We start from the raw sequence: 25,237 nt of genomic DNA, 5'->3' as shown, positions 1-25,237 counted from the left end.
TATGGTCTTTCATCGTGTCTCTTTCTTTGATAACTTATTGGCAGGTGCAAACCAGCCGATTAGAGCAATGCCTACCAATACACCATAGAAGATCAGAGTCCAAACGGTACTGTGTGGAAAATCATGACTTAAGACACCAATATCCTCGTGCGCGAGAGTAATGACAGTAAGCTTGACTCCGACCCAAGCAACAATTGCATAAGCCGTTGTTTCCAATGCTGGACGTTGATCAAGAAGTTTAACAAACCAGGTTGCCGCATACTTAATCAAGATAAGACCGGCAATCCCTCCAAGAACAACAACAATAAACTTTCCGGCATCCATGCCGCCAAAGTCACCAAGCGGTGAATCTGGAAGACCGAGTGCTAGAGCAACCGCAGCTAGAATTGAATCAATGGCAAAAGCCAGGTCAGCTAAACCAATTTTCCCTACTGTGGGCCAGAAGCCTTTCCCTGCAGCTACCTTCCCTTCCTCTTCAACCTCTTCACGAATATTCTCATTTTCTTTGCCGAACCGGGCCCCAATGACATGCTTTAAGCCCAGGTAAAGGAGGTAGGCTGCTCCTATCGCTTGTACTTGCCAAACGTTTGCAATGAAAGAAATGGCAAAAAGGGCAGCAAATCGGAAAACGAAAGCCAAAATGATTCCGTAACTAATCGCTCTTCTTTTCTGATCATCGGGTAAATGTTTGGCTATCACCGCCAGTACTAGGGCATTATCAGCCGATAACAATCCTTCTAATCCAATTAAGATTAATAATGCCCAAGCATACTCTAGCCAGATTGAATCCATAAATAAAATCTCCTCCTATAGCTCCTCTCATATTTTTATCCAGAGGAACTGAATATAAACAACAAAAAAGACCTTTGCCCATAAAATAGGCAAAGGTCTCGCTGGACATGCTTCTACTCATGTCAACAAAGCCGATGGATGGCTCTCATCCATGAATTGACGACTTTGTTTTAGGTATAATACCTAACGCTACTCCCCTTTGACTTGCGTCATTGAAGATTCAGTTGTTTATACAATTAGTATAAAGCTTATTTATGGGCTTGTAAACATTTTTTAGCTATTTATTTTTCTCGTTTCTTTGTCAAAGAAGCTATACACAACAGGAATGACAAATAAAGTTAACAGCGTACTGGACACGAGGCCTCCTATAACTGCAATCCCCATCGGCTGATTAATTTCTGTTCCGCTGCCAACGCCAATGGCAAGTGGAACAAGACCGAGAATGGTCGTTAAAGAGGTCATTAAAATCGGACGCACTCTGTCTTTTGCTGATTCCACAATCGCGTCATAGCTGCTCATTCCATTTCTCTTCCTTTGAATAATGTAATCAACAATAACAATAGCATTATTCACGACAATACCAGCAAGTATCAGAATACCAATAACAGCCGGTATACTGATCGGCGTTCTTGTTGCTGTTAAAGCAAGAGCAACACCAATCACCGCTAATGGAACGGTAAACATGATCACAAATGGGTATTTAAACGACTCATATTGAGCAGCCATCACAATGTAAATTAAGACGATCGCCAAAATAAGCGCCAACACCATATCATCGATAGAGCTTTCAAGTAATTCGCGATCACCACCAAATGCAATCGTCGTTTCATCGGATAAATCAAGATCCGCCATTTTTTCATCTACCTTTTTAGATACAGCGCCTAAGTTCGTATTAGCTGTATATTTTGCAGTAAACTGTACGGCTTCTTGCTGATTAATACGCTGAATGACTACAGGTCCTTGTTTGATGTCGATATCTGCAAGATCTTCCAGTTTATAAAAATTGCCCGACGGTGTTTTGACGAGCAGTTTCTTCAATTGACTGATACTTTTTGTTACTTGCTCGTCATAGCGGACAACGACAGTTTGCACTTCTGAACGTTTATTAATAATTTGTGCAGCAAGAACTCCCCTTGTTGCATCATTTACAATCGAAGCAATTTGAGCAGGTACAATGCCGGCTTCAAGCGCTTTGTCCCGTTTCACTGTTATTTGAATCTCTTTCACGGTTTCTTCTCTATTAGTAGATACCTCTGTCATTTCAGGAATATCCGCAACAGCCTTCTTCACCTCTCGAACGGTCTGATCAAGCCGTTCTGGATTTGCATCGCGCACGTTAAAGACGAGCGTTTGCGGACTTGATCCAGAGGCTGACTGCATGTTAAACGTCACTTCAGCCGTACTGTTTACTTGACGTGCAGCCTTTTCTACAGTCGGCTTCATCTCATCAACAAAAGCAAAAACAGAACGCTCCCTTTTTTCAAGAGGCTTCAACTTCACGTATAGCTCAGCGACATTCGATGAACCTGTTCCTCTAAATGTATCTTCTTGGGTTGATCCCACAAGACTAACGTACACTTCTACGTCTTTTTCCTTCCTTAATTCCTTCTCTATCGCTTTCACTACTTCATTCGTCTTGTTTAAAGAAGTGCCATTTTCCACTTCCAGCCTAATGTTAAAAAATCCTTCATCCGTTGCCGGAAGAAATTGTGTACCGACAGTCGTTAATCCTAATCCGCCAACAATCAGCATAACAAGTGAGGTTAAAATCACAAGCAGCCGATGACGCAGTGCCCAGCGGACAGCGGATTCGTATCGCTCGATTGCTCTTGACTCTTTGCTGCCTGCCTTTTTCGCTGCCGGCTGCTTTAACCAGCGGCTCGCCATCATTGGAATGACAGTTAAAGCAACAACAAGTGAGGCAGCAAGACTAAAAGAAATCGTCAAAGCAAATTCTTTAAAAATCTGCCCAAGAATTCCGGAAATAAAGACGACAGGCAAAAAAACAGCAATAGTCGTTAACGTGGACGCTGTAATCGCCGTCCCTACTTCCTTTGCTCCATCACGAGCCGCCTGCCGGGAATCTTTTCCCATTGATAGATGGCGGTAAATGTTCTCAATGACAACAATAGCATTGTCAACGAGCATACCAATTCCTAAGGCAAGCGCACCAAGCGTCATAATATTTAAATTAAAGTCCGCAAAGTACATTAATACGAACGTAACGATAACTGAATAAGGAATAGCCACACCAATGATGAGCGGGCTTCTAACATTTCTCAAAAAAGCAAATAAAACGAGCATGGCAAAAGCGCCGCCAAGCACGAGCGAGCTGCCAATGTTTCCAATAGCAAGGCGAATATAATCCCCTTGATCGAATAAAATATCTGCCCGGACACTCTTATATCGCTTTTCCTTCAGTAATTCATCAAGCCGCTTTTTGAACTCCTTAGATACTTCCGCTGTGTTTGCATCTGCCTGCTGTAATACACTTAGCAGAACCGCTGGATGTTCATTTGCTCTCGTTACACTGCGAGCCGTTTTTCTTTTTGATTCAACCGATGCAACGTCGCCAATAGTGATTTCGGTTCCGCTAAGAGGATTCACAGTCAGCACCAGATTCTTCACTTCTTCAGTGCTTGTCAGCTGGCTGATGATCCTTGTCGTTAAGGACATTCCATTTGACTCTACTGTACTTCCAGGAAGTGAAATGTTATTAGTCTGAATCAGCTGTACGATATCAGATTGCGATAAGTTGTATTCCTCCAGCTTTTTCTCATCTAGTTCAATAACAATTTCCTCGTCAAGAGTACCTGAAACATTAACATTAGCGACTCCTTCTACTGTCATTAAGTCTTTTTCCAATTGATCAGCCAGTTTTTGCAATTCTTTTTCATTGCCGGCTGACTGCAGTGATAATTGAATAATCGGAAATTGAGAAGGATCAAATTTCATAAATTGCGGTTTACTCGCTTCTTTTGGAATAGGTGTCCGATCAATCCGCTGCAGCACATCCGACTGAATGTCCTCAATGTTCGTACTCCAGGAAAACTCCATTAAGATCAGGTTGGATCCTTCTCTCGTAGTGGAAGTAATATTTTTAATTCCAGGAAGAGTGGACAAGCTCTCTTCTAAAGGCTTTGTCACTTTTTCAACAATCTCTATCGGACTTGCCCCTTCATAAGAAGTAACAACAACCGCAACAGGCGGGTTAATATCAGGGATTAATTTAAGCGGAATTTTGAAAAGAGAAACCGCACCTAATATAATGACCAGAAACATAACAACAATTGTAAATACTGGCCTCTTAATAGAAAAGTTGCTAATTCTCAAAATAAATCTCCTTTCATACACCTCATTCACTTTTTGTAATGGCTTACCTATTTAACTATAATGTACTAATATTCGACATTCAACTTTGAGCAGCGAATTCAAAGCACTGTTTTAAGACAAATAAGTGAACACCCTATAGATAATCATCCTATAAAAAAGGCTATCTAAAATTCCCTTGTTAATTTCTCCTCTAATCGACAAAGCATCAACATCAACACTAGTCATTAACATAGCCAAAAAAAAAGAGAACGAATAAACGTTCCCTTCTACAATTATTATTTTTTCGTTAATGTCCAGCCAGTCATGCCATATAGAATAGTGAGTATAGGACTCAACAGACAAAAGAAGGCGAATGGCAAATAGTCAACAGTCGCCACTCCAAGCATGTTCGTGATAAATACACCGCATACTCCCCAAGGGACAAGCGGATTAATAACGGTACCAGCATCTTCTAATGTTCTTGATAAATTCTTTTTTGCCAAACCGACTTTCTCAAACTGCCGCTGAAAGGCCTCACCTGTTAATAAAATAGAGAGATACTGTTCTCCAATAATGAAGTTAATGCCTATGGCTGATCCAGCTGCAGCTGCCACTGTGCTCCCTGCGTTTTTCAAACGATGCTCAACTGCTTCAAATAAACGCGGGATGACACCAAGAGAAAATAGCAGGCCGCCAAGACTTAGCGACAGCAAAACGAGCGAAATCGTAAACATCATACTATCCATTCCGCCTCTTGTCAGTAAAGCATCGACATCGGCATTGCCTGTTTTAGACGTAAAGCCTGAAAATAAAATGCCCCATACGTCAGCCAGTGACCGATCTGAATGCAAAAAGGATAACAATACACCGAAAATAGAACTAAGAGCAAGTGTAATAATCGGTGATACCTTCTTTATCGATAACAGAAAAAGCAAAACAAGAGGAAGCCATGCATACCAATGAATTAAATCCATTTCATGTAATGCCTCTTTAATTGCTTCTACTTTCGGAAATTGCGTCTGTCCTACTTTCGGGGAAATAAAAGCAAATAAGATAAGCGTGATCAAAAAGGCTGGAATGGTGGTCCACCCCATATTGCGAATGTGGGTAAATAAATCAACTCCAACAATCGATGCGGCTAAGTTCGTCGTATCAGATAACGGTGACATTTTATCGCCAAAAAAAGCACCTGATACGATCGCTCCAGCTGTGATCGCAACGGAAGCATCCACTACCCCGCTTACACCGATGAAGGCTACCCCTATTGTCGCCACTGTCGTCAAGGAACTGCCTATGCCAAGACCAATGATCGCCGTAACGATAAAAACAATACTGTAAAAAAAGTGCGGCGTCACAAAACTAAACGCTGTATAAATCATCGTCGGAATCGTACCCGACATCATCCAGCTGCTAATAAGCACACCGATGAGAAAAAAGATAAAAACAGCCCCCATCCCGCTTTTCGCCCCTTCGAGCATCCCTTCTTCCATTTTTTTGAATGAAAGCTTTTGAACAGCTCCAAATGCGAGCAGCAAAAAGATAGAAAGCAAAATGGGAATATGCGGAACCGACTTCAATTTGATAATTGAAAAACTGATCAGTACCACAATCATGGCTGTCAACGTGAATGCAGCCGGCAAAGAAGGCCTTATTTTCGGTTCAATTTTAAACATGAAAGTCCACCTCAAATGTTGTCTATTACTCTTTCACTTGAACGCTTTTATGCATTGAAGTATCAACATTCATTATCATTGACATGAATCGAACTGTCAATTGCTTTTTCAGAAAAATTTTATCAACAAATTCACCTATCTTTATTTGCCGCCAGCCGATCCTTAAGAAAAGCTGTTATTTCTTTTATTACAAAGGTTTTGATGAGATAGGGAATAGACGAATTCATTCACCATTAGCGATACACCCCTTCATAATTTATTATTCTCCATACAACGAATGAAAAAAACCAGCTGCCGTCGGCAAACTGGTTTTTTCGTATAGGTTATGTGAAATCATCCTATTAAGAAAGCAAATTTCTCCACCTTGTAGATGAATGATAAAGTCAGGAATTAATGCTCTTCGTCCATCGGATGATAGAGCTTAATTTGCTCATTTTTATCTTGGAACCAGCGAAGCGCAAATTCATTCTCAAATAAAAAGACGAGCTTCCCTTGACGGTCTTTTACTAGCAGGCTTCTTGAGTTAGAAAGGCTTTCTTTCACTGCTTCCTCGTTTTCAATCCAGCGGGCAATTTTGGAGCCCATTGGTTCCATCACCACTTCGGAATTGTATTCGCCTCTCATTCGATGCTCAAATACTTCAAACTGCAGCTGTCCGACCGCTCCAAGAATATAATTCTCCGTATGAAGTGTTTTATACAATTGAATAGCTCCTTCTTGAACGAGCTGTTCAATCCCTTTGTGGAAGCTTTTTTGCTTCATCACATTTTTGGCACTTACTTTAACAAACAGCTCCGGAGCAAACTGCGGCAGTTTCTCATATTGAAACAGCGGCTTGCTGCCCACAAGCGTATCACCAATTTGATAATTCCCTGTATCATATAAACCAATAATGTCACCGCTCACAGCTTCATTTACTGTACTGCGGTCATCGGCCAAAAACTGTGTTGACTGTGATAATTTCAACGACTTTCCTGTTCTCGCTAACGTTACACTCATTCCCCGCTCAAATTTTCCAGAACAAATGCGGAAAAAGGCGATGCGGTCACGATGAGCAGGATTCATATTCGCCTGGATTTTAAAGATAAAACCTGAAAATTGTTCACTAGCAGGGTCTACCGCTCCTTGATCAGACTGGCGTGCTTGAGGAGGAGGAGCAAACTGCAAATAAGTTTCTAAAAAGGTTTGGACACCAAAGTTTGTCAGCGCACTTCCAAAAAACACCGGTGTCAATTCTCCAGATGCGATTCTTTCTTCGGAAAAATCATTTCCCGCTTCCTCAAGCAGCATCACCTCTTCCAGCATTTGATCATATAAAGAAGATTTTTTAATTTCATGATCGACAGCCAGTTCTCCCTCCTCATTTAATGGAAGAAACCGGTTCTCTTCGCTAGCCGTCCGAAATTGTTCAATCCGCTTATTAAAGCGGTCATAGATACCGAAAAACTCTTTTCCCATACCGATCGGCCAATTCATCGGGTAGGATTCAATTCCAAGTACTTCTTCAAGCTCTGCCAGCAGTTCCAACGGCGGTTTTGCTTGGCGGTCTAATTTATTAATAAACGTAAAAATAGGAATTCCTCTCATTTTACATACTTTAAATAACTTTTTCGTCTGTGCTTCGATCCCTTTGGCCGCGTCAACAATCATCACAGCACTGTCGACCGCCATTAACGTCCGGTACGTATCTTCACTGAAATCTTCATGCCCTGGTGTATCAAGAATATTCACGTGACAGCCTTCGTAATAGAATTGCATCACCGAAGACGTGACAGAGATGCCCCGCTGCTTCTCAATTTCCATCCAATCAGATGTCGCGAATTTCCCTGTTTTCTTCCCTTTTACTGTCCCTGCATCGCGGATCGCTCCCCCGAACAATAACAGTTTTTCAGTCATTGTTGTTTTTCCCGCATCCGGGTGAGAGATAATCGCAAATGTTCTTCTAGACAGAACTTCTTCCTTTAATGAAACCATATAACCGCCAACCCTTTCAAAAATAAAATCTGTTCTTATTGTTCATCTTCCGACAAAAAATATAGCGACAAAGCTATCTCTCGCCCGTTACATTTCATGTGTCCATTGATAAATTCGCTGGCTCATTTCAGACGCGCTTTGTGCATCCAAATTCGTGCCAGCTAATGAATCCGCCAACCGCTCTATCAATGCTTCTCCTGCTTCTTCATAAGTGAAAGAAATGGACCATTCTGCGGAAGGAACAGCGACAACGACCGTTTCTTCCTTTTTATTTTCATAAATGAATACTTTTACTTCTTCCTCATTCAAATACGTTTTTCTAATCTTCATGCGTAATCACCCTTAACTTACATAAGATATGCTCATCAAACACTTGATTTTGTCGAATAAATTCATTATAAACTATACACTTGTACACGCGAAAAAGAAATATGCAGAGACAAGAAAAACGCTCGTCCATTTGCTTCCTTTTCATATTCAAACCATTATTGGTAAAACATTTTTAAAGCTTTATTGACTTTTTATGTTTTATATGAATGGATTCGGGAATAAATAAACCAAGCACGACAGATTACAACAGCAAGGAGGAAAAAAAATGGGCTTTATTATGTTTTTAATTGTCGGTGGGATTATCGGCTGGCTGGCGGGGCTTATTTTAGGAAGGGACCTTCCAGGCGGTATCATCGGTAACATTATTGCTGGAATTATCGGGGCTTGGATCGGCGGTGCACTGTTTGGAGACTGGGGACCTGATATTGGCGGTATCGCTATTATCCCTGCCTTGATTGGTTCGCTTATCCTGGTATTTATCGTCAGCTTTGTCTTAAGAAGCATGCGACGCGACCGCGCTCACTAATCAGTAAATATGGCTTTACGTTTAATAAAATGAGGCTGTCCTTCGTTAATGAAAACGGATAAAGGACAGCCTTTTTTACTTATGTGGCAACAAGTGGTTTTATAGCCTGTAATGCCTCATTAAAATCGGAAATTAAATCTTCTGCCGATTCAAGTCCGACCGATAATCTCAATAACCCGTCGGTAATCCCTCTTTTATATCTTTCCTCTCTCGGCATAGCCGCGTGAGACATTTTCGCTGGATAAGACAGGATCGATTCCACCGCCCCAAGGCTGACAGCAAACACGGGAATTTTCACTCCATTAACAAACTGCCGCACAGCTTCTTCATTTTTTAATTCAAAGGACAGAACCGCTCCGTATCCCGATGCTTGATACGATTGCAGCACGTGACCATCGTGATCAGATAAGCCAGGATAGTATACTTTTTCTACAAGCTCATGCTTCTGTAAAAAATCAGCAATGATTTGCGCCGATTTGGAAGACTGCTCCAAGCGGACATGAAGTGTTTTCAGCCCTCTCAGCACGAGCCACGCATCTTGAACACCAAGCACAGCACCGAATGAATTTTGCAAAGCATATAAGCGCTGACCAAGTTCTTCATCTTTTGTCACTGCAAGTCCTGCGAGCACATCACTGTGACCTGATAAAAACTTCGTTGCACTGTGAAGAACAACGTCGACACCTAGCTCAAGCGGACGCTGAAGAGCGGGTGTTAAGAACGTATTATCTACAAAGGTTAAACAGTTATTTGCTTTTGCCAGCTTCACAATCCCTTGAATATCTGTCACTTTTAACAACGGATTAGACGGTGTTTCAATATAAATTAACTTCGTGTTTTCTTTTATGTTCAAAGCGACTTCATGCAAATTCGTCATATCCACAAACGTATGTTCAATGCCAAATCGATTCAATACGGTTGTTACCATCCGATATGTGCCGCCATATACGTCTTCTGTGATTAATACGTGATCCCCTTTAGAGAGTAAAAGAAAAGCAGTTGAGATCGCAGCCATCCCTGAAGAAAAGGCAAATCCTCTTGTACCGCCTTCCAGTTCGGCAATCGCCTCTTCCAACGCTTGTCTCGTCGGATTTCCCGAACGGCTATAGTCGTAACTTCCAAATGTATCAAAATCAGTTTGATGAAAAGTAGAAGCGTGTTGAATAGGTACGCTAACCGCCCCCGTTCCTTCATCAAATTTATGACGGTTATGCAATAATTTCGTTTGGAAAGAATAATTTTCACTCAATCTTCTCACTCCTTCATCTTTTTAAATGCCTGTGCTAAATCAGCGATTAAATCTTCTCCATGTTCAATTCCTACTGAAAAACGAAGCAGGCGGTTACAGACTCCGTTTTGTATTCGCACTTCTTCCGGAACATCCGCATGTGTTTGTGTAGCCGGATAAGTAATAAAACTTTCAACCCCTCCAAGACTTTCAGCAAATGTAATCAGCTGCAAGTTTTGTAAAAAAGCATCGACCCATTCCGCAGATTCCAATCGGAAAGAAAGCATGCCTCCCCGGCCCGGATAAAGAACATCCGTCACTTCTGGACACTCCCCTAAAAAAGCAGAAAGCTGTTTAGCGTTTTGCTCATGCTGTTTCATACGCAAGCTTAACGTTTTCATTCCGCGCATTAATAACCATGAATCAAGCGGCGACAAAACAGCCCCGGCCGCATTTTGCATTTCCCCGACTTTAAGAGCAAGCTCTTCTCCTTTCACCGCGATCAGTCCAGCCAGCACGTCATTATGACCGCCTAAATATTTCGTAGCACTATGGATCACGATGTCGGCCCCTTGCGTTAACGGGCGCTGCAATAGCGGTGTATAAAAAGTATTATCAACAATCAATAGTAAGCCGTGCTCTTTTGCGAAAGCTGCTACTGCTTCAATATCTACTTCCTGCATTAGCGGATTCGTCGGTGTTTCTAAGAAAATGGCCTTCGTTTTCTCTGTTATCTTCTTTTTCGTTTCATCGATATGTTGAAAACTATCGTATGTAAACGATAATCCAAACTTTCTCCAGCCTTTTTCAAACAACCGGTATGTACCGCCATATAAGTCGGCTGAAACGATCCATTCCTCTCCTGGCTCTGCCAGCGCAAGAAGCGTCTGAATAGCTGCCATTCCCGATGAAAATGCAAAACCAGCGTCTCCGCCTTCTAAATCGGCAATCGCCTGTTCTACAATTTGGCGTGTCGGATTCCCCGTCCGTATATAATCATATCCCGTTGACCGTCCAATTCCTTCGTGACGATAAGCAGTTGAAAAATAAACAGGGGCGTTCACTGTTCCTGTCGCTGTTTCACTGCGGTTTCCAATTTGTGCTAACAGTGTGTCAATGTGTGTATGTGTCATGTTTTTTCCTCTCCTTCTATCTCCGTGACAAAAAAATAAAAGCCTTCTTAAGAAGAAGGCTTTTTTTATGATCTTCTCCTCATCTATCGGGGTGAACCCGCTGGAATTAGCACCTTGACTTTACATAGCCGGTTGCTGAAGCATCATAGGGCCAGTCCCTCCGCTTCTCTTGATAAGAACTTATAAAATTTTGGCTTTTTTTAAATGTACAGTAAAAAGATCAAAATGGCAAGAGTTTTTGTAATATTTTATTTTTTCGCAAATTGTTTATCGATCAAAGCTGAAAACTCAGGCTTTGTCTTTAAAAACTTTAAGTCATAAGAAGAGTCAGCAAACTGCTGTACGACTTCTTCATTTACATCAGATGTATACGTAATTCGTTTCCATGCACTATCTACTACGTCTTTTGCTAATTCTTGTTTCGTATCCTTTTTAATGGAATCAATCGTTAATTGCTTCGCTTCTTCCGGATTTCCATTGATAAAATCGATCGCTTTTTGGTGAGCATTCACGATTTTCTGCACAAGTTCCGGATCTTCCTTAATTAGCTTGCCGCTCGTCGCAAGGACAGAGTTAGGCAGCGTCGTACCGAAAGAAATTTCATCGCTGTCTACAATGATTTTTGCTCCTTGTTCTTTAACGAGTAAAGATCCCCAAGGCTCAGGAACAGCCGCTAAATCCACTTTTCCTGATTCAAATAAGCCGGCATATTGAGCTGGTTTTCCAGTTGTATGCTTCATACTGCCGCCAATACGGTTAGATTCAATGCCAAAATCTTTTACAAATGTTTCCATTTGAACGTCATGTGTACATCCTACACCAGGAGTGATAAATGTTTTTCCTGCAAAATCTTTAACAGACTTAATGCCGCTGTCTTTGCGCGCAACGATGACTGTTCCGCCTGAAGAACCTCCGGCAACAATTTTCACATCGGCTCCATTTGTAAAGTTATTCATTACCGGTCCAGGACCGACAAGCCCGGCATGAACGTCTCCTGTTTTCAATGCAACCATAAAGGCACCGCCATCTGGAAACGATTTATATTCGATATCCACATCTTCACCAAGCGCCTCTTCATAATAGCCCTTTTCTTTGGCAATCATTGCCGGCACGTGGTCAAGGTTTGGAAAATACCCGATGACCACTTTCTTCTTCTCTTCTGCTTTTCCTTCTTCTGCTGAGCTGCAGCCGGCTATTGCCCCGACGAGCAAAATCAATATAAAACTCAAATACCCCAGTTTCTTTTTCATTTGTTTTCCCCCATTGACATCAATTAGTTCGTTTCAAGGCCCCAGCGCCGCATAACATTTCTCTCCACCTTTTGAAAGAAAGCATAATCAACGATCGTTCCCACTACTCCGATTAAAATCATAACAGCAATGACTAAGCTCATATCTCCAAAGTCAGAAGCGTATTTTAACGTATAGCCAAGACCTGGTCCTGTACTTAAAATTTCACCAGCCATTAAAGCGCGCCAAGCAAAGGCCCAAGCAAGTCTAATTCCTGTAACTGCGTAAGGAATAGCAGCCGGAAAGATGACCCTTACGAATAAATCTAAGCTTCGTGATCCCATTGTCTGTGCCGCTCGAATGTACAGCGGAGCCACATTCTTTATCCCCATCCGCATATTGATCGTCATAACGAGCGTGCCGCCGAGAACAACGATAAAAATGACTGCTTTCTCATTCAAACCAAACCACATAATAGCAAGCGGCAGCCAGACAATACTCGGTACGCTTTGAAGAGCTAGTATGAGTGTGCCGAGCGTTTCATCTGCTGTTTTGGACTTAGCAAGCAAAATACCAAGTCCAATTCCTAACAATAAAGAGATGAACAAACCGACAAATAAACGCTGAAAACTAGCAGTTAAATCGAATATGAGTGTTCGATCTTCAAAGCCGCGGACAAGCGCCTGCCAAACATCTGTCGGCTTCGGCATCACATCTGCCGTCCATCCGCCTGCACGTACAATCCCTTCCCAAATAATTATCAATACGATAAAAAAAACAAGTTGTTTACTGATTCGCTGCATAAGCCAATTCCTCTTTTACGACTTTATCAATTTCATTTTTCAACAGCAGGTTGATTTTCTTCTCAAGCTGAATAACTTCTTTTTGATCGAATCTGCGCGGTCTTGGCAGGTCCACTGGAATATCCGCAATAATGGTTCCCGGCTGCGTTCCCATGACGATGATCCGATCGGACAATTTAATCGATTCTGAAATACTATGAGTGACAAATAAAATAGTTTTTTGTGTCTCTATCCAGATTCTCTCAAGCTCTTTATGCATCCGAGCTCTCGTTTGTTCATCCAGCGCTCCAAATGGTTCATCCATAAGCAATACTTTCGGATTCATTGCCAGCGCCCGCGCAATGGCTACACGCTGCTGCATACCCCCTGATAATTCATGCGGGTAATGAGAAGCGTAGTTAGACAGCTGCACCATTTGTAAAAATTTACGTGCTGTTTCCTTTGCTTCTTTCTTTTTCATTTCTTTTTTCAAAGGAAACATGACATTTTCTTCTACATTCAACCAAGGAAATAACGCTGCCTGCTGAAACACCATTCCCCGCTCTTTTCCTGGCTTTTTAATTGTTTTTCCTTCTAATTTAATTTCTCCGGAAGTCGCTTCACTCAAACCGGCGACCATGGACAGTAACGTCGATTTTCCGCAGCCCGAAGGCCCTAGTATAGAAACGAATTCGCCTTCTTCAATTGTTGCATTAATATCGACTAATACATCATTGACAACTTTGTTGTTAATAAATTGCTTATTTATACGATCTATGTGTAAAAACATCATATCACCATCTTTTCAATTATTCATATTTGTTTGATAGGATTTATTAGTATTATATACTGTATGTGCGTAATGTCAATTGTTTACTTAAAATTCTCGTAAAATAGTTAATTAAATTTTCTGACAGTTGTATTGATTATCTTTTTAGTATGTTATAAACTCTTCAATATGTTCTAAATTAATAGGCTATGTTAATGACTATTGTTTATTTTATCCCTTTGTTGATTGGAGCGCCTCTAGAGGAAATCAACAGAGAAGTTTAACAAAGCCAACTAATAAAGAGAAGGGGTCAATATGAAAACTTTAAAAGAAGAAGCATTGGAAATTCACCGCAGCCACCAGGGGAAATTGGAAACGACAGCTAAATTAAATGTAAGAAATTTAAAAGATTTGAGTTTGGTTTATTCACCCGGTGTCGCTGAACCTTGCCTGGAGATTCAAGCGGACAGTGAGAAAATTTATGAGTATACGATGAAAGCCAATACAATCGCTGTCGTTTCTGACGGTACGGCCGTTTTAGGGCTTGGAGATATTGGAGCAGATGCTTCTTTGCCGGTTATGGAAGGCAAAGCCATCCTTCTTAAGAACTTCGCCGGGGTAGATGCGTTCCCTATTTGCCTTGACACGAAAGATCCTGAAGAAGTGATTAAAACAGTAAAATTGTTAAAATCATCTTTTGGAGGAATTAATCTAGAAGATATAAAAGCGCCTAACTGCTTTCTCATTGAACAACGTTTAAAAGAAGAGCTTGATATTCCTGTTTTTCATGATGATCAGCATGGCACAGCGATTGTTACACTGGCTGGTTTGATTAATTCTCTTAAACTTGTTAATAAAACTTTCTCGCAAGTTAAAATTGTCATCAACGGAGCTGGCTCAGCGGGTATTGCCATCGCTAAACTGTTACATAGTTTCGGCGTAAAAGACATTATTATGTGCGATACAAGAGGAATCATTTACGAAGGACGCCCATTTGGAATGAATGCCATTAAAGAGGAAGTGGCCTCGTTCACCAATACGAACCAATTAGAAGGTACCCTTGAAGATGCAGTGAGAGACAGCGATGTCTTTATCGGTGTTTCCGCCCCAGGAGCGCTGACAGCAGAAATGATCGACACGATGAAGAACGATCCAATTGTATTTGCCATGGCTAACCCTCATCCGGAAATTACTCCTCCCGAGGCAAAAGCAGCCGGGGTAAAAGTGATCGGTACTGGACGGTCGGACTTTCCAAATCAAGTAAACAATGTTCTTGCGTTCCCTGGTATTTTCAGAGGAGCACTCGATACACGCGCTTCGGACATTAATGAAGAAATGAAAGCAGCGGCTGCCTATGCAATTGCTTCTCTTATTTCTGACAGTGAACTTTCAGAAGACTATATTATTCCTTCTGCCTTTGATGCCCGGGTCGCTCCTGAAGTAGCGGCTGCCGTTGCTCAGGCTGCTATGGATTCGGGTGTTGCCCGCAAACACATCGACGTTGATTCTTTACGGACGAAAACGTATCAGCTTTCAGCTATTCAAGTAAAACCAGCGGAAGTCATTTTAAATTAGGATCAATCACAGCAAAATAACCGGCGGGAAATGATCAAATCACTTCCCGCCGGTTATTTTTTCATCTTCTTCGCTTCTAGGAGAAATGTTCCGTCTGATCATTGAAGGCCGATTTAACCATTTCTAACCCATCAGCTGCTATATCCGAGCCGTTTAGATATATCTCGTCCGGCTTGAATCATGCGTTCACTTAAGTCCTCTATTCTTTCATCTGTCATCCGCAGCGTCGGGCCTGAAATACTAACAGCTGCTGCCACGCTCCCAGTATGATCAAACACCGGTGCAGCAATGCAGCGAATCCCCTCCTCATTTTCTTCTAAGTCAAGGGCATATCCTTTTCTCTTTACCTTTTCCAATTCTTTCAAAAAATCATCCTTTTCCACAATCGTATGAGAAGTATGAGGCGAGAGCCCTTTTCGCTCAATAATATCGAGCACGTCATCTGTCGGCAAATGAGAAAGAATCGCTTTACCGACAGATGTACAATGAACAGGAGCCCGCTTGCCGACCTTCGAATGCATCCGCAGCGTTTCACTGCCATCTAACTTTTCAATATAAACGACCTCTCCTTGGTCATAAACGACAAGATGAACCACCTCATTCGTTTCCTTTTCAAGCCCTTTCAATATCGGACTTGCTTCCGTGCGTACGTCAAGTGAATCAAGTAATTTTGAACTAACCGCAAGAAACATATAACCAAGCTGGTACTTTCCTGTTTCCTTATGCTGTTCGATATAACCATACTGACTTAAAGTAGCTAGTATACGAAAAACTGAACTTTTATTAATATCCATCCTCTTAGCAATTTCCGTTACACCAAGCCCCTGCTTCGAACTGCTCACAAGCTCAATGACATCAAGAGCCCTCGCCACGGACTTCACTACGTTTTCTCTCTCCAAAAACCTCTCCTTCTTTCCTCATAGAATGTTTTTGTTTTTTCGTCCGTTTGATAGCCCAAAATGATGAAAGAGGCTGGCCGTTAACCGGCCAGCCTTTCCTCCTTGCTCACAACGCGTTTTATTGAACGACACGGTGTTTATCTTTCGCTTCAAGACGACGTTTATGCAGAATAGGTTCCGTGTATCCATTCGGCTGCTCGTATCCTTTAAACACGAGGTCGCATGCTGCCTGGAACGCAACGGAATCATCATAATTAGAGGCCATTGGCCGGTAATCAGGGTCACCTGCATTTTGCTCATCAACGACTGTTGCCATTCGTTTCATCGTTTCCAGCACTTGCTCCTGTGTGCAGATGCCATGGTGCAGCCAATTAGCGATATGCTGGCTGGAAATACGGAGCGTAGCCCGATCTTCCATCAAACCAACATTGTTAATGTCAGGCACTTTTGAGCAGCCGATACCTTGCTCTACCCAACGAACAACGTAACCAAGAATACCTTGAGCATTGTTATCAAGCTCCTGCTGTATGTCTTCTTTACTCCAGCTTGGATTGTTTGCAAGTGGGATTTGTAAAATGTCATCCCTATAATCTTTCTTCTGTTGTTTCAGTTCATTTTGTACTTGCTTCACATCCACTTGATGATAATGAAGCGCATGAAGAACAGCTGCTGTTGGCGAAGGAACCCATGCAGTATTGGCTCCGGCTTTTAAATGGCCGATTTTTTGTTGGAGCATATCTGCCATCAAGTCAGGCATCGCCCACATGCCCTTCCCAATTTGCGCATGTTTTTGAAAACCTGCCTCAAGCCCTGCGGCTACATTCGATGCTTCATAAGCAGACAGCCAAACAGAAGATTTTATGTCGCCTTTTCGAATGACCGCTCCTGCCTCCATCGACGTATGGATCTCATCTCCTGTTCTATCAAGGAAACCAGTGTTAATAAAAGCAATTCTGTCTTTCGATTCTCGAATACAATTTTTCAAATTCAAAGACGTGCGCCTTTCTTCATCCATTACACCGATCTTCAATGTGTTTCTTTCCAAGTTCAGCAAGTCCTCGATTCGATCAAATAACTCACAGGCAAATGCTACTTCTTCTGATCCGTGCATCTTTGGTTTCACGATATAAATGGAGCCTTTGCGGGAATTGACAAGTTTCTGCGCATAGGAAATTGAATGCTTCGCAATCGCGCTCGTTATCACTCCATCAAGGATTCCTTCAAACACTTCATCCCCATTTTCATCAAGAATCGCATTAATGGTCATTAAATGACCAACATTCCGAACAAACATTAAGGAACGCCCCGGCAATTCAAATGTGCTTCCGTTCACTGACGTATAACGGCGGTCTTCATTCAGCCGGCGTGTCATTTGCTTTCCATTTTTCTCGAATGAAACGCTTAAATTTCCATTTATTAACCCAAGCCAGTTGCGGTAAACGAGGATTTTATCCTCTGCATCCACAGCGGCTACGGAGTCTTCACAGTCCACAATAGTCGTAAGGGCTGCTTCCATTAAGATATCTTTGACACCAGCCGCGTCCTTTTGGCCAATTGGGTCATGTTTATCAATTTGAATTTCAAAATGCAGCCCATTATTTTTCAGCAGGATCGCAGATGGCGAATGCGCCGTTCCTTGAATGCCTTGCAGCTGCTCTTGATGTTTCAGCCCTGTTTTACTTCCATTCTTTAATATGACGGCGAGTTTTTCTCCATCTACTGCATATTTGACTGCTTCTTTATGAGATCCGTTTTGGAGCGGCGCTGCTTCGTCTAGGAATTTCCGTGCAAAGGCGATAACTTTTTCTCCCCGTATTGGATTATAACTTCCCTTTTTCTCCGCGCCTTCCTCTTCAGAAATAGCGTCTGTTCCATAAAGAGCATCATACAAACTCCCCCAGCGCGCATTCGCCGCATTGAGGGCATAACGGGCATTATTCACTGGTACGACGAGCTGCGGACCAGCCTGTAAAGCAATTTCTTCATCAACATTTGCCGTTGTTACAGTAAAATCTTCACCTTCCGGCTCGATATAACCAATTTCCTCCAAGAAAGATTTATAGTTGTTAAAATCAAGTTCGTTTTCTTTATGCCACTCGTTGATTTTTTGCTGCAGATCATCACGTTTTTTCAACAGTTCGCGATTTCTCGGTGTCAACTCAGCGACAATACTGCTAAATCCATTCCAAAAATCCTCTGTTTCTACCCCTGTTCCTGGCAGTACTTCGTTGTTAATAAATTGGAGCAATTGTTGATCGACTTGCAAAGACCCTGCTTTTACATAGTTTTTCATTATTCTTCCTCCCTGTTTCTTATTACACAACGGTGTTTCATAAGTGTTATAAAAAAAGAGTAGCATAATAATCTGAAAATTTCAACTATTATAAAATAAAGGCTTATTTTGTAGAATATTTCCGATCCATTTTCCCGCACAGGGACCGAACAAGCAAGCCTTAATCACCACAAAAAAAAATGTCCCAAAGCCAAGCTTTTGGGACATTTTCTCAACCATAACGTCTTATCGTATTTACAACTTTACCCTTCTTTAACATTTGTTAAACACAAAAAATCACCTTTATGTGAACATTCATTCCGTTCATACAACATTACAAAACCACTTTTGACCGCCCATGATTATTTTCTAACGCCCCTTCCTGTTGCTCCAGGTGATAAATCTGTATCCCCCGGTCCATTGACACGCTCATCGTCAACTGCCGGTGTTTCTTTTGTGCTGCCGACATAGACAGCTTTGTGCTTCGCCTGTTGCTTTCTAAAGGATTCAAAGTCCAAATTTACCATTTGTTACGTTCCCCCTCTTCCTCTACATAAGGATCATGTTCAAATGCCGGCAAATCGCCAAATGTCGTCATAATCCCTTCCTCATCCAGTTCTTCCTCATACTTCTCATGTTGTTCATTCGGATAGATGGTGATATTCTTACCATTTATATCGACACCTACAAAGTTCTCATAGTCTTCTACGTATCCAATGTTCTCGTCTGAATCAATATACATATCATCATAGTGAGAAGGCGGGTCAACCAGGTCAGATGGCGTTTCTGATGTTCCCCAGCTCGCTACCTCCTGCCAGCTGTCTTCTGCGTCAAAAGCAACTGATTCATCTAAACTGTCATCAAAGTCAAACTTTCCAAATGGCGGCATAAGTACTTCTTCCTCAATTGGCCTGTCATGCGATACATTCTGTTCTGGTGAATGCTCAATACAATAAGTGGTGGCGGGCAGTACTGCGAGCCGTTCAAACGGAATCTCCTTCCTACAGACCTCGCATTTTCCATAATTTCCTTGATCCATCACTTCGAGCGCTTTATCAATATTCGCTAATGCCGTCTCTTCATGCTCATTTAACGCAATGTCTTTTTCTCTTTCATATAAGGCCGTTCCCTCATCAGCTGGATGATTATCATAGGTGGAAAGCTCTCCCATTGATTCTTTGTAATGCGTCCTTTCTAAATCAAAATGATCATTCATTTTAAACCGTTCTTCCAGCTCTCGCTTTTCCTTCTCCAGCTGCAGGCGCAACCTGGATAATTGTTCTTCCGTCATCGTATTGCACCCCCTTTTTTTGAAATGCTCAATCATTATGTAGTATGAGTAAAAACGGGTAACTTAATCAAACGCTTTGTTAAACCCCCGCTATTGATTTTCACTGGGAGTGCCCGGTTTCTATAGCCTAATCAAAAAGCTAAACGGAGAACAAAACGACCCTGCGTACAATCAGATGAATGTTTTGAAAAGATAGATCCAAACTAATAAAGTGAAATTTTGATGACAGAGGGGGGCTTTTTTTGCACGAAGCTTTCTTACACGTAAAACATAGACCTATTCCGCTGCCTCGTTCTCCGTGGATCATGACACAACTATGGACCGACTTATTATTTATGCATTGGGCTGTGGATCCACAAGCTTTAAAGCATGTTATCCCTGCCCCTCTGCAGCTCGATCTTTATGAAAAATCCGCATGGCTTGGAATCGTTCCCTTTAGAGTAGCCGGCATGCGCGCCCGAGGACTGCCGCCTCTTCCGTTTCTTCATTCATTTCTTCAATTAAATGTGCGCACATACGTTACATATAAAGGGGTTCCTGGTGTTTATTTTTTCAACCTGGACGTCAACCATTTACCATCTGTTTTTGGTGCCAGAGTTTTGTATTCATTGCCGTTTCGCTTCGCAAAAATGACAGCCTCCATAAATAGCAGCTGTCATTTTCAAAGCCTTTATTCTTTTGGAGGCAAAAAGGACGAACTGCATGTTTCATACAATCCTGTCTCTGATCCATATTTCGGAGAACCTGGAACATTTGAATATTGGGCAGCAGAACGCTATTGCCTCTTTACTGAAAGAAGAAACAAGCTATATCGCGGAGACATCCATCATACAAAATGGACACTTCAAAAAGCAGCTGCCGTTATTCACCGCAACACAGCTGCTTCCTTCCTGCCGCATACATATTTTCAGCAGGAGCCCATTCTCCATTTTTCCAAAAGCAAGCAGGCTTTCTTTTGGCCGTTACAAAAGGTATAAAAAAGAAGAGAGCAGTTTCAGTATTTGCTCCCTTCTTCTTTTCATCAATGTTCATTGGCCAGCGGCAAAAGAACGAATGCCGTTGTTCCTTCTCCTTCTGTGCTGACGAAATGAATGGTGCCTTGATGATTTTCCATAATTTTATAACACATCATTAATCCCAGGCCCGTTCCTTTTTCCTTATTCGAGTAAAATGGTTCGCCAAGCCGCTCCAGCCGTTCCTTCGGTATCCCAGTCCCTTCATCCCTCACTTCAATTGAGATCTGCTTATTAGATGTTACGGATGTTGTTATATAAATGCTGCCTCCCCCTGGCATCGCTTCAATCGCATTTTTTATTAAATTAATAATCACTTGTTTGATTTGTTTCGGTTCACAATAGACAAGAGGAGACCGCTCACAAAAAGAAGTATGAACTTCCACGTTGTGTAAAAGCGCTTCAGGCTCCATAAATTCCACGACCTCCTGCAGCACTTTATGAATGGCACTCAATTCTAGACGCATCTCTTGATGAGGCTTAGCCAGCATTAAAAATTCATTCATAATAAATTCAATTCTTTCCAATTCTAACAGCATAATATTCGTGTATTTATGATTCGTTTCTTGTGCCAGCAGCTGCATAAACCCTTTCACTGATGTAAGAGGATTTCTAATTTCGTGGGCAATACCAGCTGCAAGCTGCCCTACTGCATTAAGCTTATCCCATTTCCTAATCATCATTTCCCTTTTCTTCGAATCGGTAATATCCCTAGTAATACTAATATAACGATTAAACCTTCCATCCGCATCGGCAATTGGCGTGATCTTCGTACACACCCACCTTGGTTCGCTCTCTTTATTCCTTATGATCCGATATTCAAGTTCCCTTGGTGTATTCGTTGACATCGAAAAAAATTGAATTAGCTTTTGCACGTCTTCTGAATGGCAGTTCTCTAACATGATATGGGGATTTTCATAGAGGTGATCTATATCCGTGTCGAAAAGCTCCCCATATGATGGACTAATATAAAGAAATTTATTTTGTTTTAAATCAAAAAGAGTAACCATTTCAGTAATATTTCGAGTAATGTTGCAAATCAGTTTCTCCCGCTCAGCAATTATTTGATTTTGTTGTTCTATTAATCTTTTTGTTTTAAAGTCTTCTGTCAAGTCTTTCGTTGTAGTAAAGCATAGAAAGACACGGCCCGATCGTTCGTATATAGGAGACAATGTAACGGCTGCCAGAAATGTTTTTCCGTCCTTTTTCATCCTCATCGTTTGAAAAGTAACAGGCTTCTTTGTTTGGCACATTTTATCAATCATCCTGCGCCATTCATGCTGATATTGTTCTGGTATCGTCGGAAAAGTCTTTCCTACTATCTCTTTTTCTGTCCATCCGTACACTTGTTCAAACATTTCATTGATCACAAAAACCCGCCCGCATAAATCGACGGCTTCTCCCGGTTCTTCTGTATGGTTAACGATGAAATGCAGCCAACTCCCGTCTTCTTGGCAGCTGGGGTGCTTGCCTTCAAGAGACTCGGCTGCGACTAGAATCCAGCCTTGTTCTGTTTTTTCTGCCCGCTGCCAAAGTAAATGGCCGTATCCTCCGTCTTCATGAAAGTACCGGCTTGAAAATGAATTAAACTTGGATCTTTTCTCCAACAATAAAAGCCGTCTAGCCGCCTCTTCTCTATCTTCCTCATGAATCAATTGAAAGAGATACTTATTACCAGGTACCTTGAAATAGGATGGCATAAGCTTGTTAAACGCTGCATTGGCATATTTAATAATCCCTTGTTCATCTAACAGCAACAGGATCTCTCTTGCTCCTTCTACAAACCATGTTGCTATTTCATTTTCAATAGCCTGTTCCGCACCCGCTTTATTCATCGCCTATCCCCCTTTTTCTTTATTATGTAGGAATTCCCACCAGTTATCAGTATAAGAAATTCGACAAAATTAGACATAATCTTCAAACTCCCATAATAAAAAAACAGCTTCAAATAAAGAGAAGGCCTTCTCTTTATTTGAAGCCAATGAACCGTTTATGCCAGATTTTCTAAAATCACTTTCTTTAATTGATGGGCTGCTTCTTTTGCTGATTGGGCATGGCTGATGGCCGTGATGACGGATACACCATCTGCACCATTGGCTGCTACACTAGCCGCGTTATCAGCATGAATACCGCCAATTCCGACAAGCGGCACCGAAATGGAGGCTGCTCGAATGGCTTCAATTAATTTCGTTCCTTGTACCGGCTCCGTATCAGTTTTCGTTGATGTAGGAAAGACGGGACCTATTCCTAAATAATCTGCTCCGCCTTTGATGGCTTCTTGGACTTCTTCCAGCGTATGGGCAGAGATCCCTACGATTTTTCCAGGCATTTTTTCACGGACAACCGAAAGTACTTCATCGTCCTGGCCAATATGCACACCATCTGCTCCTAATTGAATGGCTAATTCTATATCATCGTTGATGAGAAATGGAATCGAATGGCTGCGGCAAATGGCTTGCAGCTTAGAAGCGAGCTTCAACTTTTCTTCTCCAGCCAAGGCTCCGGGCCCTTTTTCTCGGAATTGGAACAGCGTAATCCCTCCCGCAATCGCTTCTTTCAGCGTTTCCTCGGGATCTTTCACACAGTTAGGGCTCCCCATAATAAAATATACCCGCAGTCGTTCTTTCATCTTTTCTTCACTTATGCGCTGCATAATTGTCCGCCTCTTTTCTCTTAAACGCCCAATGATTCGTAGGTCCATGCCCTTGTCCGATATGCAAGTCCATTTCAATGGCTGCCTGCACATATTGCACAGCGATTTCAACGGCATCTTTGACCGCTGTTCCTTTCGCTAATTCAGCCGTAATAGCTGCTGCAAATGTACAGCCTGTCCCGTGTGTATTTTTCGTCGGAATACGACGGCTCGTAAATTGGAAAAATTCTTTGCCATCATATAGCAAATCGATCAATTCATCCCCATCATCCGCATGTCCGCCTTTAATGACTACATTTTTCACTCCTAAGCTATACAGCTTCTCTGCCGCTCGTTTGCGGTCATGGAGTGACTGAATACTCATGTCTGCCAGCACTTCCGCCTCTGGAATATTGGGTGTAATCACCATAGCAAGCGGCATTAAATGTTCTTTCAGTGCTTTGACGGCTTCTTCTCGTAATAAAGAAGCACCTCCTTTAGCGATCATGACCGGATCCACAACGACCTGCTCCCAGCCGAACCACGCAATCTTCCGTGCAGCGGCCTCAATAATTTCTCCGCTGAACAGCATGCCCGTTTTCAATGCATCAGTTCCCATATCCTGCCCAATCGCTTCAATTTGTGCTTCCACTGCTTCTGCCGTCATTGGATACACACCGTGCACACCGAGTGTATTTTGTGCGGTGACCGCAGTTAATGCAGACATCCCAAATACACCAAGCTCTTGAAACGTCTTTAAGTCTGCTTGAATGCCAGCACCACCCCCGCTGTCAGAACCAGCAATTGTCAATGCTTTACTTACTATCATTTCCTCCACCCCCGTCAATAATTATACAACTTGCTCAAATTTAGCTCCTGTTTCGATTTGTTCTTCGCCAACCTTCGCCAGCTGATTTAAAAACTCTATTTGAAAGCTTCCCGGTCCTTCTTCTCCCCGGATTTTCACTGCTAATTCAGCTGCTGTTCCATATACAGTTACTGCGGCCAAAGCCGCCAATGACACCTCTTCTTCCACCGCAGCAAACGCCCCGATCACAGAGCTAAGCAAACAGCCGGCTCCCGTTACCTTTGTCAATAAGGGATGTCCGTTATGAACGAGGAAGACAGAGTCCTTATCCGCGATGACGTCTGATTCTCCTGTAATCACAACCGCCGTTTTCCATTTTTCCGCTGCTTCTTTCGCAATGATCACTGGATCACCGTCAGACTCTTCAGCGTCAACCCCTTTAATTCCCCACTCTTTTCCTGTCACATGAGCCACTTCAGCCGCATTTCCCCTTAATACAGCCACTTTCACTTCTCTCATGATTCTTCGGGCCGCTTCTGTCCGGTAAGCAGTCGCTCCGGCCCCAACTGGGTCAAACACGACGGGTACACCTGCTTCATTAGCAGCTTTTCCCGCTAAGATCATCGACTGTACTTTCTCTTCATCAAGCGTTCCAATATTTAACACGAGCGCTCCCGCTAACTTTGCCATCTCTGCCACTTCTTCTTTCGCATAAGCCATCACCGGCGACGCTCCAAGTGCTAAAAGCCCGTTTGCTGTGAAGTTAGTCACAACCACATTTGTAATGTTATGTACGAGCGGACGTTGTTTTCTTACTTCTGCAAGCATGCGGGTAATTTTACTTTTATCCATATCCTCCATCCTTTCTAAAACAAAAGTCTTTGTTAAACCCACCTGATGATTTCCACTGGGGCACCGGGCGGCCCTGGAGCTTTCCGCGCTGCTGTCGCGTCTGCGGGATCTCCCGTGGACACGCTTTTCCCGCAGGGGTCTTGCGCC

At 42.3% G+C, this 25,237-nt stretch carries 21 protein-coding genes and 2 riboswitches; of the genes, 3 read left to right on the top strand and 18 right to left on the bottom strand.

Translation table 11 applies throughout. From position 1 onward, the window contains the following. Positions 1-9: 9 nt before the first annotated feature. The 5 genes from QYG89_RS03875 to QYG89_RS03855 form a co-directional block, all read right to left on the bottom strand. Complete coding sequence (locus tag QYG89_RS03875) at positions 10-792, bottom strand: TerC family protein (RefSeq protein ID WP_404314763.1); 783 nt, start codon at positions 790-792, stop codon at positions 10-12. A 37-nt stretch (positions 793-829) separates the two neighbouring features. After that, positions 830-1,002, bottom strand: a riboswitch (yybP-ykoY riboswitch). A 63-nt stretch (positions 1,003-1,065) separates the two neighbouring features. Then, entirely contained in the window at positions 1,066-4,125 is a 3,060-nt protein-coding gene (locus tag QYG89_RS03870; protein ID WP_404314761.1) for an efflux RND transporter permease subunit, read from the bottom strand. A 275-nt stretch (positions 4,126-4,400) separates the two neighbouring features. Continuing rightward, positions 4,401-5,777 (bottom strand): Na+/H+ antiporter NhaC, encoded by a 1,377-nt coding sequence (nhaC, locus tag QYG89_RS03865; RefSeq protein WP_404314759.1) that lies wholly within the window; start codon positions 5,775-5,777, stop codon positions 4,401-4,403. Positions 5,778-6,167: 390 nt separating this feature from the next. Continuing rightward, complete coding sequence (locus QYG89_RS03860) at positions 6,168-7,751, bottom strand: peptide chain release factor 3 (protein ID WP_404314757.1); 1,584 nt, start codon at positions 7,749-7,751, stop codon at positions 6,168-6,170. 87 nt (positions 7,752-7,838) lie between these two features. Beyond that, positions 7,839-8,081, bottom strand: a complete 243-nt coding sequence (locus QYG89_RS03855) for a YueH family protein (protein ID WP_404314755.1) — start codon at positions 8,079-8,081, stop codon at positions 7,839-7,841. 265 nt (positions 8,082-8,346) lie between these two features. Between QYG89_RS03855 and QYG89_RS03850 the strand changes: the two genes are divergently transcribed. Continuing rightward, a complete protein-coding gene (locus QYG89_RS03850) occupies positions 8,347-8,607 on the top strand; it encodes a GlsB/YeaQ/YmgE family stress response membrane protein (protein WP_404314753.1) in 261 nt (86 codons plus the stop codon). A 79-nt stretch (positions 8,608-8,686) separates the two neighbouring features. Here QYG89_RS03850 and metC read toward each other — a convergent pair whose 3' ends face one another. From metC to QYG89_RS03825, 5 genes are all read right to left on the bottom strand, one after another. Further along, a complete protein-coding gene (gene metC / locus QYG89_RS03845) occupies positions 8,687-9,856 on the bottom strand; it encodes a cystathionine beta-lyase (protein WP_404314751.1) in 1,170 nt (389 codons plus the stop codon). 5 nt (positions 9,857-9,861) lie between these two features. After that, on the bottom strand, positions 9,862-10,968 hold the full coding sequence (locus QYG89_RS03840; protein WP_404314749.1) for a methionine biosynthesis PLP-dependent protein: 1,107 nt from the start codon (positions 10,966-10,968) through the stop codon (positions 9,862-9,864). Between the two features lie 76 nt (positions 10,969-11,044). Continuing rightward, positions 11,045-11,147, bottom strand: a riboswitch (SAM riboswitch). Positions 11,148-11,216: 69 nt separating this feature from the next. Next, positions 11,217-12,218 carry an ABC transporter substrate-binding protein gene (locus tag QYG89_RS03835; RefSeq protein ID WP_404314747.1) on the bottom strand — a complete coding sequence of 334 codons (1,002 nt, stop codon included), beginning with the start codon at positions 12,216-12,218 and terminating at the stop codon, positions 11,217-11,219. Between the two features lie 23 nt (positions 12,219-12,241). Continuing rightward, positions 12,242-13,000, bottom strand: a complete 759-nt coding sequence (locus QYG89_RS03830) for an ABC transporter permease (RefSeq protein ID WP_404314745.1) — start codon at positions 12,998-13,000, stop codon at positions 12,242-12,244. Beyond that, complete coding sequence (locus tag QYG89_RS03825; protein WP_404315615.1) at positions 12,984-13,769, bottom strand: ABC transporter ATP-binding protein; 786 nt, start codon at positions 13,767-13,769, stop codon at positions 12,984-12,986. Before QYG89_RS03825 ends, QYG89_RS03830 begins: the two co-directional genes overlap by 17 nt. Before the next feature lie 294 nt (positions 13,770-14,063). Between QYG89_RS03825 and QYG89_RS03820 the strand changes: the two genes are divergently transcribed. Then, complete coding sequence (locus QYG89_RS03820; protein WP_404314743.1) at positions 14,064-15,323, top strand: NAD(P)-dependent malic enzyme; 1,260 nt, start codon at positions 14,064-14,066, stop codon at positions 15,321-15,323. Positions 15,324-15,454: 131 nt separating this feature from the next. Here QYG89_RS03820 and QYG89_RS03815 read toward each other — a convergent pair whose 3' ends face one another. From QYG89_RS03815 to QYG89_RS03800, 4 genes are all read right to left on the bottom strand, one after another. Then, positions 15,455-16,222: an IclR family transcriptional regulator gene (locus QYG89_RS03815; protein ID WP_404314741.1), complete on the bottom strand. Its 768-nt coding sequence runs from the start codon at positions 16,220-16,222 to the stop codon at positions 15,455-15,457. 118 nt (positions 16,223-16,340) lie between these two features. Beyond that, positions 16,341-18,515 carry a malate synthase G gene (locus tag QYG89_RS03810; RefSeq protein WP_404314739.1) on the bottom strand — a complete coding sequence of 725 codons (2,175 nt, stop codon included), beginning with the start codon at positions 18,513-18,515 and terminating at the stop codon, positions 16,341-16,343. 341 nt (positions 18,516-18,856) lie between these two features. Continuing rightward, positions 18,857-19,021: a hypothetical protein gene (locus tag QYG89_RS03805; protein WP_404314737.1), complete on the bottom strand. Its 165-nt coding sequence runs from the start codon at positions 19,019-19,021 to the stop codon at positions 18,857-18,859. Continuing rightward, a complete protein-coding gene (locus QYG89_RS03800; protein ID WP_404314735.1) occupies positions 19,015-19,785 on the bottom strand; it encodes a TraR/DksA C4-type zinc finger protein in 771 nt (256 codons plus the stop codon). Before QYG89_RS03800 ends, QYG89_RS03805 begins: the two co-directional genes overlap by 7 nt. A gap of 242 nt (positions 19,786-20,027) precedes the next feature. Between QYG89_RS03800 and QYG89_RS03795 the strand changes: the two genes are divergently transcribed. Continuing rightward, the gene (locus QYG89_RS03795) at positions 20,028-20,762 is read left to right on the top strand and encodes a YqjF family protein (RefSeq protein WP_404314733.1); all 735 of its coding nucleotides are present in this window, start codon (positions 20,028-20,030) and stop codon (positions 20,760-20,762) included. A 44-nt stretch (positions 20,763-20,806) separates the two neighbouring features. Here QYG89_RS03795 and QYG89_RS03790 read toward each other — a convergent pair whose 3' ends face one another. From QYG89_RS03790 to thiM, 4 genes are all read right to left on the bottom strand, one after another. Beyond that, positions 20,807-22,633, bottom strand: a complete 1,827-nt coding sequence (locus QYG89_RS03790) for a PAS domain S-box protein (RefSeq protein ID WP_404314731.1) — start codon at positions 22,631-22,633, stop codon at positions 20,807-20,809. A gap of 155 nt (positions 22,634-22,788) precedes the next feature. Continuing rightward, positions 22,789-23,451: a thiamine phosphate synthase gene (gene thiE / locus QYG89_RS03785; RefSeq protein ID WP_404314729.1), complete on the bottom strand. Its 663-nt coding sequence runs from the start codon at positions 23,449-23,451 to the stop codon at positions 22,789-22,791. Beyond that, the gene (thiD, locus tag QYG89_RS03780) at positions 23,435-24,259 is read right to left on the bottom strand and encodes a bifunctional hydroxymethylpyrimidine kinase/phosphomethylpyrimidine kinase (RefSeq protein ID WP_404314727.1); all 825 of its coding nucleotides are present in this window, start codon (positions 24,257-24,259) and stop codon (positions 23,435-23,437) included. The genes thiE and thiD overlap by 17 nt, the downstream gene beginning before the upstream one ends. A 21-nt stretch (positions 24,260-24,280) precedes the next feature. Further along, positions 24,281-25,090 carry a hydroxyethylthiazole kinase gene (gene thiM, locus QYG89_RS03775; protein WP_404314725.1) on the bottom strand — a complete coding sequence of 270 codons (810 nt, stop codon included), beginning with the start codon at positions 25,088-25,090 and terminating at the stop codon, positions 24,281-24,283. Between the last annotated feature and the right edge of the window lie 147 nt (positions 25,091-25,237).

Source organism: Bacillus lumedeiriae (genome assembly GCF_044891285.1).
In the GTDB taxonomy this organism is placed as follows: domain Bacteria; phylum Bacillota; class Bacilli; order Bacillales; family Domibacillaceae; genus Pseudobacillus; species Pseudobacillus lumedeiriae.
The sequence above is the reverse complement of the archived record's forward strand: the minus strand, read 5'-3'. Positions and strand labels throughout refer to the sequence as shown.